At 34.2% G+C, this 12,400-nt stretch carries 8 protein-coding genes; 2 read left to right on the top strand and 6 right to left on the bottom strand.

Annotated features, from left to right (window positions below):
- The first annotated feature begins 81 nt into the window (after positions 1–81).
- Positions 82–507 (top strand): RidA family protein, encoded by a 426-nt coding sequence (locus AST99_RS05170; RefSeq protein WP_057779879.1) that lies wholly within the window; start codon positions 82–84, stop codon positions 505–507.
- 248 nt (positions 508–755) lie between these two features.
- Positions 756–2,051 (top strand): ferredoxin reductase family protein, encoded by a 1,296-nt coding sequence (locus tag AST99_RS05165; protein WP_057779877.1) that lies wholly within the window; start codon positions 756–758, stop codon positions 2,049–2,051.
- Between the two features lie 695 nt (positions 2,052–2,746).
- On the opposite strand, the gene AST99_RS05160 is transcribed toward AST99_RS05165, so the two are convergent.
- The 6 genes from AST99_RS05160 to AST99_RS05135 are packed head-to-tail and all read right to left on the bottom strand — an operon-like array spanning position 2,747 to position 12,362.
- Entirely contained in the window at positions 2,747–3,118 is a 372-nt protein-coding gene (locus AST99_RS05160) for a type I restriction enzyme endonuclease domain-containing protein (RefSeq protein ID WP_057779875.1), read from the bottom strand.
- Between the two features lie 9 nt (positions 3,119–3,127).
- The gene (locus AST99_RS05155; RefSeq protein WP_057779873.1) at positions 3,128–6,337 is read right to left on the bottom strand and encodes a type I restriction endonuclease subunit R; all 3,210 of its coding nucleotides are present in this window, start codon (positions 6,335–6,337) and stop codon (positions 3,128–3,130) included.
- 2 nt (positions 6,338–6,339) lie between these two features.
- The gene (locus AST99_RS05150) at positions 6,340–7,776 is read right to left on the bottom strand and encodes a 5-methylcytosine restriction system specificity protein McrC (protein ID WP_057779870.1); all 1,437 of its coding nucleotides are present in this window, start codon (positions 7,774–7,776) and stop codon (positions 6,340–6,342) included.
- The gene (locus tag AST99_RS05145; RefSeq protein WP_057779868.1) at positions 7,777–9,429 is read right to left on the bottom strand and encodes an McrB family protein; all 1,653 of its coding nucleotides are present in this window, start codon (positions 9,427–9,429) and stop codon (positions 7,777–7,779) included.
- 33 nt (positions 9,430–9,462) lie between these two features.
- Positions 9,463–10,770: a restriction endonuclease subunit S gene (locus tag AST99_RS05140; protein WP_057779866.1), complete on the bottom strand. Its 1,308-nt coding sequence runs from the start codon at positions 10,768–10,770 to the stop codon at positions 9,463–9,465.
- Positions 10,770–12,362 (bottom strand): type I restriction-modification system subunit M, encoded by a 1,593-nt coding sequence (locus AST99_RS05135; protein ID WP_057779863.1) that lies wholly within the window; start codon positions 12,360–12,362, stop codon positions 10,770–10,772. Before AST99_RS05135 ends, AST99_RS05140 begins: the two co-directional genes overlap by 1 nt.
- Positions 12,363–12,400: the final 38 nt, after the last annotated feature.

Below are 12,400 nucleotides of genomic sequence, written 5' to 3'. Positions count from 1 at the left end.
ATACTGGCGCTCTTGCTTACCTTATGTTTTACAAGTTGCAACCAACGTCGTAATGCCCCACCCGGACCTCCAGAATATGGCATGGAGCGTCCCTTTATGACCCCAGAATATTTTTCACTGCGCCCCGAAGTCGAGAACGCTTACGGCTACACACACGCTGTAAAACTAGGACACGACATTAAAATTTCTGGAGCGGTAAGTATGGACGAAAATGGAAATCCAACAGCTGTAGGTGATTTTGAACAACAAATGAAAAATTGTTATGCCGATCTGGATACCATACTAAAACATTATGGCTGCACCTTTGACGATGTGGTCGTCGAAAATATATTTACCACCAACATGGCCTTATTCCTTGAACATGCCGCCTACCGCAATACCATTTACACCACACACTTTCCAACCGGCTCGTGGTTAGGCGTCACCGAATTGGCCGTTCCCGAATTCATGATCGAAATAGAACTGGAAGTCTATAAACCGGAATATTCATCCAACGACGCCCCTTAAGATATACGACTTGTCGGGTAATTCCCTTCTTAAGGTGTGTCTTGTGTTATTCTGTTAGCTGTCACTTGAGTGTATTTTGCTACAAAAAAACGATAAATATGCCTAATGTCATAGTTCATTTTAAATAGCTATTGTACATTCATACAGCACAATGCGCATGGTCATGTGTTACGTACACTTGTAATACATGACACACCACACTGTTGTCTTTTCGTTAAACCTATACTTCTAGGAAAACACCTTGTATTATGAAGACACAACATAGATACCTCATTTTAATTCTGTTTACTGTTCTTATTCCCAGCGGACTCTGGTTACTCACCTTCCCCAATACCACCATTAAGCACGATGCGTTTCCGTTTTTTGTATATACCAGTCAGTGGTGTAGTGTCATTGGATTTTCTTTATTTGCCATGTCTTTTATTTTAACCACACGGCTTAAGGGTATAGAAACCTATTTTGGCGGACTCGATAAACTGTATCAAAAACACATTACCGTCGGAACATGGGCATTTTTCATGATTTTAGCGCATCCTCTATTGTTATTACTGCGATGGATTCCAGACGATATCGAAAAAACATTTTGGTACCTCTTACCGCTTCACAGAAAACTAGAAATAAATGCTGGAAGTTGGGCTTTATGGTTACTTATTGTACTCCTACTGTTTACATTGGTGATAAAATTACCCTATAACAGTTGGAAAATCACTCACAAATTTATGGGCCTTAGTTTTATTTTAATGCTCGTACATGTCTTTGGAGTACAGCACTTTTATGAACACAATCGCTATCTCGCTCTATACTTTATCGTGCTGGGAACACTTGCTGTCTTGTCGTTTTTATACAAATCCATATTTTATAAATGGTTGTCTCACACATACACCTTCGAAGTTTTGGCTATAGAAAAATTAAGTGACACGGTCATGGACATCACGCTATTCGATACCGGTTTTAACTTTAAGTTTGTGCCAGGACAATTTTGCTTCTTTCAGTTTAAACATCCTCACCTCAGCATGGAATCGCATCCGTTTACCATTTGTGGTTCCCCTAAAAAAAATGAAATCCACATTCTGGTTAAAGCCTTAGGCGATTATACCTCTCAGTTGTATGACACCTTAACTCCACATACCGTAGCCTTGGCCGAAGGCCCTTATGGGTGCTTCGATTATAAATTAGGGACCTCTAAACAAATATGGATTGCTGGCGGTGTAGGTATTGCGCCCTTTGTGAGTTGGTGTCACGATTTAGAACGACACCCTTGGCCTGAGCTTGAAGTGGATTTATACTATTGTGTGCACCAAAGTTCGGAAACCTTTCATGGGGAAGCTTTTGAAACTTTAGCTGCCCGCATGCCTCATTTTCATGTGCATATACACTGTTCCAATACCTCAGGACATATACAAAGCAGTGCTATTGCAGGGCCACACAACAAAACCCTGTTTATTTGCAGTCCGAAGAACCTAAGAACCGCCTTACTAAAAGGGTTTGATGCCCTGAATGTGCCGAAAGCAAACATTATCTATGAGGATTTTGATTTTATCTGATGCAAAAAGTAACGCCTTGTACCAGCCATAACGATGCACCAAAAATAAGAATGCTTAGGATACTTTTGGTTTAGCCGACTCCCGCTGTTTCCTAAAAATCGGGAATGGGATGATATCCAGTGCGGTTCGCACATCACCGACTTGTCAATTTTTCCCCTGCAGGCATACCTAAAATACTGCTAAACATCAAACACAAAGGTTGCAACGCGTTGCTTTTAAAAGCTAACACCGTCTAGAATACGACACCCAATATTATACAATTATTCCCTAAAACGTGCACAAATTTGACCTCATGACATAGACCTGTATGGCTTATTTTGTCACCTCCAAATACCAATTTTCATCCTTTTAGGGGCTTTGTTCGAGACTTCTTCGAGGATTGTTCGAGTCAGCTCCCTAAAACAGGCGTTTTTACGAAGGATCCTCGAAGGATTGTCGAAGCACTCTCGAAGGAACCCACAATGACATGAAACGTAAAAAGTAACATGGATATTGTGGTTTAAAATGTGCAGATATGTTTATGTGGTCTTGGGGAATGGGGATAGTTACATTTTAAAAAAAGATGAATATTCAGGAAGGCATAGTAAATGCTTCCCTTATAAATGGAGTGCTCAATATAATCTAATGAAGTAGAATATGAGTTATGCTTATTATAATTAATCGACTTTAAAGCAAAGTATTTTTAAACTAAACTATCACAAATTACTATACTTTTTAAAATGTTCGGCTTGATCAAAAATTTCTTTAAAAACCTCATCTTTTGTTATGGGTGGATAATCATTATCTGCAAGTAGAATGATTAAATCTACCTTTAATTCGGCTTTAATATCGTCTCTTTGGTTCCATTCGGTGTATTTTGCTTTATCATCAACCACCTTCTTGACTTCTTTGGCTAGATGTATTAATTTATCTTCTGGATAATCAAAATCGTATTTATGAGCTATTGCTTTTAATATATCATAAAACGCTTTCTCTTCAAAATTGATGCCCATGCCTTGAAATGATTCTTTTTCTTTTCTGAGTTCATGATACAAATCTATAATCTCGTCGGTAAAAACTTCTAACACATGACTACTCTAAATGGTTCTACTATAAACACTATTTCCACCGCCAGAATAGTTAGTATAAATATGCTGATATACATTAGCTGTTTTTATTCCAACCTCTTCATCCGAATATGAATCTTGTGGCAAGTACAAAAGATTGTCATAAATAGTACTTTTTACCTGTGCCTTTATTTGTCGACTTTCACGCCATTTTTCAAATTTTAACTTTTCAGTTTTCAAAATATCTAGTGTTTTGGCAGCAACTTTTTTGACTTCTTTTAATTCTTTTTCGGAAAGATTTTTACCTTCTCTAAGTAAATCAAAAATGGCTAGAGTTTCCTGGTTCTTTAAATTTTCACGAACTACACGTTGTTCTTCACCTGATAAATCTTGTATAAAACTATTCAAGTTATCAAAGGTTTTTACGGTGTCTTCTAAGCTTTTACCCTTATTGTATTCATCTATTATTTCTTTATAACGCTCATAGAACTCTATGCGTAAAGGATTTTCCTTTAGCATTTGTTCTAAACGTGTCTCAATTGCATTTTGTAAATTAAAAACTAAGGTGTTTTTACGGGTGGTTATTGCAAAAGCAGCTCTTAACTTGTCAAAATCTAAAACAGACAAATCTACATAAACACCTCCTTCAGTTACATTCACTTCAGATTCTTTTATTACTATACTATCGCTTACAATAGCTTGTAAATCCATAATAATTTGAGTAACGTCAGCTGATTTAACATTCTGATTTAACGCTGTGTAAATAGCTTCTATGGCATTGTAATCCTTTTCATGTTTTTTTAATTTATCTGATGGAAATAGGGCTTTATACTTTCTAAACACATTACGAGCCATCATTTCAAACGTAGTACGCGTCGTTTCGTTTAAACACACACAATCTGTAGCATCTTTAATTTTCGCAATTTTAGACATTGGTTTTGCATCCTTTAAGTCTTGAATTGAAAAACTAAGCTCTTTTAAATATGTCTTGACATCTTTTATTGCTTGTTTTAATTCTATTTCGACATCTTCTAATGGTTCTACTGGTTTTCCATTGGGATTTCCTTTTCCACCAGATTTTCCACCTTCTCCATAAACAGAATACGCCTGCTCTAATTGTTTATATACATTACCATAATCTACAATTAATCCATTTTCTTTTTCATCATCATAAACCCGATTAGCTCTTGCAATAGTTTGCATTAGCGTATGCCCTTTTATTGGTTTGTCTAAATACACTGTAGAGACACAAGGTGCATCAAAACCAGTAATCCACATGGCACAAACGATAGCTAACCTAAACGGATTGTCCTCATCTTTAAACTCCTTTTCTAGATTGCGCTCTACCATTTTTCTACGATGGATCTCAATATCTAAATCCATTTTACGGAATTTATCTACTTCGTTTTGCTCACTACTAACCACAACGCAGACTTCTGTCTCTTTTACGTTATTGTATTTACGTTTTAGCTCTTGTGCATCTTGCTCGTCTTCTGCGTTCTTTATACGCTCTTCAAGTTCTTTTAAGTATTCTGGCCAATAGCCCTGAATCAGTTCATACATTCTAACCGCAGTAGGTTTATCTAAAGCCACATACATCGCTTTACCCTGATAGCCTCTTTCGTTAAAATGCCATACTAAATCCTTAGCAATAGCTTCTAGTCTTGGTTGCGCTGTAAGAATTGGATAATTTCGACTAAACAGATATTCTAATTTCTTCTTTTGGTCATCATCCAGATCTTCATTTTCAAAAACCGCAGCCATTTGCTCATCCAATTCAGGATTTGTAATATCTAACTTTTCACCACGATTTAAATAACGTAATGGTAAGGTTGCTTCATCTTCAATAGCACGTTTAAAATCGTATACAGATACATACTCTCCAAAAATATTTTTCGTTAATTCCTCCTCTTCTTTAATTATTGGAGTTCCCGTAAAACCTAAATAAGATGCATTTGGCAAGCCATGAAAACGCATATTTCTTGCATAGGTTCCAGATTGTGTTCTATGCGCTTCATCACTAATTACAATAACATTTTTACGATCTGTAATTAATGGATATTCAGTTTCTAATTTTGGATCTATAGAAAACTTATGAATCAATGTAAACACATAGCGATGATTTTCAGATAACAGCTCTCGTAAATGTTCCCGTCCTGTCATTCCTTTTTTCTTCCCCGCAATTACGTTTTTATCATTAACGACTCCAACGCCTGAAAAGGTATCATATAACTGATTTTCTAACTCGGTTCTATCTACAGCAATTAAAAAAGTATAAGAACCACCTAATTTTCGATGTATCTTCTCGCATAAAAACACCATAGAATAAGACTTTCCAGAACCTTGCGTGTGCCAAAACACACCCAACTTCCCTTCTAGATCTTCAATATTATTTACATTTTCAATAACTTTATTTACACCTATGTATTGGTGGTTTTTAGCCATTAACTTTACAACATCCCCATGGGAATCATCGAATAATAGAAAGTTTTCAAAGATGTCCATGAAGCGATGTTTATCACAAGTACCGCGTAGCATAGTATCTAAACTTACTTCGCCTTCCTCATCTTCTTCAATACGTTTCCAATCTAGAAAATATTTATATGGGCTTGTAATCGTACCAACTTTTGCATCAGTCCCATTACTTAAAATAACAAATGCATTATTGTGAAATACTTGCGAAATAGTGTCCTTATAATCTTTTAAATTGTCGGTATAAGCATGTCTTAAATCTTGATGATGTGCTTTCAATTCAAAAAACACAAGCGGAATACCATTAACAAAACCAATAACATCTGGCCGTCTTAAATAAAGCTCTCCTAAGACTTCTAATTGTCTTACCGCTAGAAAGTCATTATTTCTATAATTACTAAAATCAAATACTTTTAGCTTTGTTTTTATTAGTTCACCTTTATCATTAGTATAACTTACAGGTACACCTTGTTTAAGTAAATTGCTTTTGTGTTTATTAACGTATCCTAAAGTTTGATCGGCTATGTTTTGTGTGATGAGAGCTATGGCTTGATCGTATGCTAATTGTGGCAGATTAGGATTTAAATGCTCTAGAGCTTTAAGTAAATATCGAGTTAAAACAACTTCACTTTTATTCTCCCTACCTAATAATCCATCTTCCCCGAATGATTCATTTTTCCAGGCGGTAACTACTGTCCAACCTAATTCTTCTAAAACATCTTTGGTCGCAGCTTCTACTAAACCATCTTCTGAATACTCGTAGCTCATAATTATACTAGGTTTTGGGAATTGATAACATCGGATTCCATAGGCATCGTTTCATTAATTAAAACTTCTATTCTTGACACAAAATCAAGTTCATTTTCTAAAATATCTTCCATCGACATCGATTCATTAACATATATACCATCAACAATAAAATGAGTAGAAGAATTATGACCAAATAAATTTGGTGAATGTGCATTTTGAGTCATTAAAGGCTCTGAACACGGATAAATTAAGCCTCCAAATAAGACATTTGGTTCATAATACTGAATATAAGTATGTATCTGGTAAAAATCTGAGCGATCCAAATCTCGACCTTCCAATCGCATATTCTTAAATTTAGCATCGAAAACAATTATCTTATTAGAGTATTTGTGTTTCATTACTAAATCTGGAAACATTTTTCTACCATAAAATAAACCTTGGTATAATTGTAATTCTGTTTGTGATGTTACCTCCCAATCATTAAAATTATGCGCCAACAGTTTCTCTAAATATATCTCGAATAATTGTGAAATATCAAATAAATAGCCAGCAGTTTTATTCTTTATGTTTGTAGATGGATCCATACTCTGATCTAACAAAATAATCTCGGCATATTCTAGAACTTTTTTAAAAGAGAAAAATGATGGATTATTTAAAACTCTATGCTGTTTTGCTTTTCTAATTGTTTCTTGGGTTGCATATGTGCCTGAATAATTCTGTTTCAGCAAAGTTTGTACACCCATTAAGCGCTTATGGATTTCTTTTCCAAAAGACTTTTCTAGTTTTAATAAAGCCAAATACAATACATCTATTATTTCTTTAATATATGTTTGTTCCCTAAAGGTGGTTGTAATTTCCCCTTTAAACGGCATATGATTTTTTAGATAGGAGTTTAAATCTATTTTACCTCTTACCTTATTACTTGTTTGTGTAAAGGTTTGGTATTCTTGTGGTAACCCTAAAACAGCGGCCTTTTCTAGCGATTGAATAAATAAATATGCTAATATAAATAAGAAGTTATTTTTCTTATTATTTTTTGTTGCATTAACGTCTACATCATCTACAAAAATATCATTTACAAAATTTAGCATTCGTCTTAAAAAAGCATCGCCATATCTTGTATTTATATTAAACTGATATCCCTTATGATATACAATGCCTGCAAATAAACCGGTCTGAATGAAATAGTCAATTTCATTAGATGCATTTGTTTTATTGTATAACTTTAAAATTAAGCCGTCTTCGTCTGCTTTTTCGTTAGCTATATTTTTGAACCCAAAAACACTAATATTTTCAAATCTAGGATCTCCCCTTTTTAATTCAAGCACCGATGAAAACAGCGTGTGTTCTATTTTTTTTCTTTGGGTTAATTTAACCCCAAAACCATCGCATAGTTTTTTTAAAGAAAGGGGGGCTTCCTCATAGAAATTATGATTTACGGGTTTTGTGATTTTCATTTATTTGTTTCGTTTTAAAGGACTCTTAAACTTTATTAGCGCCAAATCTAATTTACTTTCCAAATCACTTTCAGAATATAACGCTCTTAAATATTCTTTTAATGTTGGTCGTAAATGAAGATTGAACAACTCATCAAGATTTTTTGAACTTATTTGTTTAAGCTTTGAGATGCTTCCCATTTTCATAAAAAATGAATGCCCAAATTCATAAGACTTTCCAAGATTTAATTCCTTCGAGATATAATCATTTAATGTATTACAACATTTTACATACTCCTCTATATTGGTAAATTCATCTCCATTTCTAAAACGTGTATTTTGTTCTATAACATCATAATTACAATCTTTTCTAATCCACTTAAAACGTCTTCTTAAAGCTAAATCGAAGGCATCGATACTTTTATCGACATCATTCATCATACCTATAAAAAATACATTTTTCGGGACTCCAAAATATGCATTTCCATCTTCATAGTGATATGCTAAATCTTCAGGAGCACCATCCTTTATCATGTCTTCTATAAGCGCAGAATATTGCGTTTTATAAAGCCCTATTCTATCTGAAGTTTTTACATCATGGCGATAATCCTTTTCTAAACACAATAAGGTTTCGCCAAAAACACTGGATAAATTAGCTCTATTAATCTCGTCTATCACAAAATAGTAATCAACATCAGGGTTTTGTTTTGCTCTTTTACAGAATTTTTTAAAAATGCCATCTGTAAGTTCAAACTTTATATTTCCATCTTTAGTTACGCCTTTAGGTTTAATACCTTCTATAAAATCTTCGTACGTAAATGATGGATGAAATTGTACAAATTCATAACGAGAACCATCTCCTTTACAAGCAAAATCTAAACTTTGGGTTACGGCATAGGTTTTACCTGTTCCTGGAGGACCGTATAAAATAACATTAGGCGAATCTGCATCTGCTATTACTTTAGCGTTAACATAGTTCCACATAAATTTAGACAACAATACCGATTCAACAGGATCGTTAGGCATTTTGAAAGTCTCATTTAAAACCTGTCTTACTTCATGATTTTTACCCAAATTAGTTGCTGTCTCACTATCAATAATCTCATCATGTAAGGCATCAATGGATTCATCTGAATACATAAAAAGGAAATCATTTAAATGATCTAAAACCGATAATTTACGTAAAATCTGTTTTGATGGATATTTCGAGTTTTCAAAAAGATCTGCCTTATGCGATGGCTCTGTACATAATGTCACTTTTTCAAATAAAGGTTTTATTTCTTCATCAAAAACTTCGATTGCAGTTTCTTTAGTTTCATTAGGTCTTTTAATTCCAATAGAATAGCTCCCATTTAAATTTAATTTTACACCAAATGCTAATGCTGAACCTGCGGGTTTAGAAGACCCTAAAACTGTTTTTGTAGTACGTTCTAAAAAATTACATAAATAGCCACCTGGCATCTGATCTTCATCGGTGTTTATCCGATTAGTATAATCGTCTATATTAAAAGTTTCATCTTGAATCTTAATTTTATACCTACTCCAGTCTGATGCAATCGAATCTAATTCCTCACTAATATATTTAATTTGATGGGAATCTACGCGATCTCTGTAATTATGCCATAACTGAGTAAGTTGTTCTTTTCTTTGTGGTGTTAGTTTTATACTTTTCATATTTTTTTATTCATAACAATACTATGTTATGTTCTAATAATTACTTCTCTCCTCTGCAACCTTACCCCACTGCTCATTAACCACCAAACCATCCACAACTTGCCCTGAGCTTGTCGAAGGGTCTATCATCCCACTCATTAAACGTGGTAACAAAATATCGCGTGCTTCTTTTAAGTGTTGGTTTTGGGTAAAAAGATTATATTTTAATTGAAATAATGGATTAACAACCTTATCAAAATTTTGAACTAATTCTTCATCAGGAAAATTATCTTTAAAATTTCTTATAAAACCTAAACTATAAAACTTTTGAGCGACGCCAGAAGACTGATTATCTAGTTTATTTTTAGTATTTGTGTTTGTTAAATAGCAATATAAATAGTTTTGAAAAAAGTTTTTTTTCTTGAATATGATTACATTTTTACAACTGTATTCAAAATCTTCTGTTACGACAGCAATATTTCCTAAAGTTCCAATATTTGAGAATAGAATATCTCCTTTATCTAAACCACTTCTTTTCCTTATTGAATAATGATCTTCTTCACTTATTAAATAAGCTGATTCAAAATTCACAAATCCTTCTCCAATATGTTTTCCTGTAATAAGTTTATATCCTTCATCAACTTGTTTTGGTGTTGCATGAGTACCATCAGTTATTTTATCACACAAAAAGTTTAAATCTTTATTCTCCCAACCAACAGGCAACCCACTAACCTCATCAAACGCTACATCCTCATAACCAGGAAATTTAAAACGTACAAACCACTCTTCATAGGATTGTTGTGCTTGTTCTTCTAATAATTTAATGCGTTTTAGGTTGTTTTCAATTAAATCATCATAAGCCGATAAAATGGATGCTATTTTGCGTTGGGTTTTTAGTGGTGGTATAATACAAGGTAAGCTGCGAATCATTCCCAAGCTAAGGAAACTTTGTGCGACTCCACTTTTTATACTATCTATTGATTTTTGAAAATATTCACTTTTAATCCAATAAAACAAATATTTTGAGTTTACAACCTCATACTTTGGTCTTAAAATTGAAACACTACTAGATAAACCAAACTCAAAATCTCCATTAACCAAATATGGAGCACCCATGGAACCAATAATACTAAGTAAAACATCATTCTTCTTAGGTTTAGTTAAAGCTTTGGAATTAGGGTTAAAATATTTTTTAAAATCCTCTTCAGAAATGTAATCGACCTTATTAAGTTTTAAACCATTTGAGTCAAAGTTTTTAGATGTGAAATACATTACACCTGTCTCTTTGCGTTTTATTGAAGCATGAGCTCCATCTCCTACCAATGCTACATCTTCTATTTTTGTTTTTCTCCAACCCTCCATCATAATTTAACAGATTGAATTTTATCCATTAAACTATTGGCTTCGGTATTTAGTTGTGCTAATTCGGTATGGATTTCGGTCATACGTGTTTTGTAGTCAAAGTCCATATCAATGTCAATCTTCACACCAACGTAGCGTCCTGGTGTTAGGCTGTAGTCTTGTTCTGCAATGTCTTCAATAGAGGCTATTTTACATAAGCCTTCTACGTCTTGGTATTTTCCTTTCGGGAAGTGTTCTGCTATCCAAGCGTTCTCGACTGCGCTCGAACTGACAGCTTTAAGATTATTGGTTCTAAAGGCATCCATGATTGCTGTTAAACCTTCTAGTTGCTCGTCGCTAAAATCGTTAATCGTAGTGCTTACTTTTCTAAACGTATTACGCGCATCTATCATTAACACCTTGTCTTTATTTTCGGCTTTTTTTCCTTTATTAAAAAACCAAACATGACATGGTAAACTACGTGTGTAAAAAAAGTTATTGCTAATAGCTACAATACATTCTACATCGCCAGATTCTATTAATTTTTGACGGATTAGTTTTTCAGCATTTCCAGCATCTGTGGCAGAACTTGCCATGACGAACCCTGCTCTTCCTGTTGCGTTTAAATAGCTATGAAAATACTGAATCCATAAATAATTACCATTACTTATGGTGCCTTTTCCTGTTAATGGTGCGCCAAATGGTAAACGATCATCATCTGCTAAAAACTTATTTTTAGCATCTATTTTATCGACATTAAATGGTGGATTCGCCATGACGAAATCACACTTCCCTGTTAAATGGTGTGGATTGGAGTAAAAACTATTACTTTCTATAATTCTACCTTCTATACCATGAATGGCAAGGTTCATTTTTGCTAAGCGTGTGTTATTGCTTTTAAGTTCTGTACCATATACTGTAATGGCCTCGTTAACATTTTTATTCTCATGGTCTTTTATAAAATGTGCCGTTTGCACAAACATACCTCCAGAACCACAGGCCGGATCGTGTATAATACCATGATTGGGTTGTATAAAGTTAACGATTAGGTTTACTAAAGATGGTGGCGTGAAGAATTCTCCGCCTTCTTGTGCACCGGCACCTTGCATAGAGAATTTCATTAAGAAAAACTCGTAAATACGCCCAAACACATCGCCTTTGGCTTGTTTTACGGCATCTTTGTTAAAAACACGAACTAAATCTCGTAAAAGTTTATCATCAAACTCTTGGTAGCTTTTTGGTAGAATACCTTCAAGGTCTGGATATTCGGCTTCAATAAGCTTCATGGCATTATTAATGGCTTCCGCTATATTTTCGGCTTCGGGCAAGTCGGCTAAATAATCGTATTTTGCCTTTTCGGGTAAAAACATAGCACCTTGACCTGCATAGTCACCTTTGTTAACTTCTCTTTTTTTCCCCGTTCTTGGGTTTATTGCTAGTCCTTTCTCAATTTCTATTTTAGAATCTTCAAAACGGTTTTGCGCGAAACGTAGTAGTACCAAACCTAATAGGGGATCTTTGTATTCGGAAGCTGTAAGTTTAGAGTTTGCTCTTAAATCGTCTGCTGCATCCCAAAGTTCGGTTTCCAGCTTTTTAATAGTATCGTGAGTCATGTATAAGTCTTAAACCTTCTGGGTTTTAAGTAGTATTG

The sequence above is a fragment of the Formosa algae genome, from assembly GCF_001439665.1.
In the GTDB taxonomy this organism is placed as follows: Bacteria; Bacteroidota; Bacteroidia; order Flavobacteriales; family Flavobacteriaceae; genus Formosa; species Formosa algae.
Note: the sequence above shows the minus strand (reverse complement) of the source record. Positions and strands in the feature narration are given on the sequence as shown.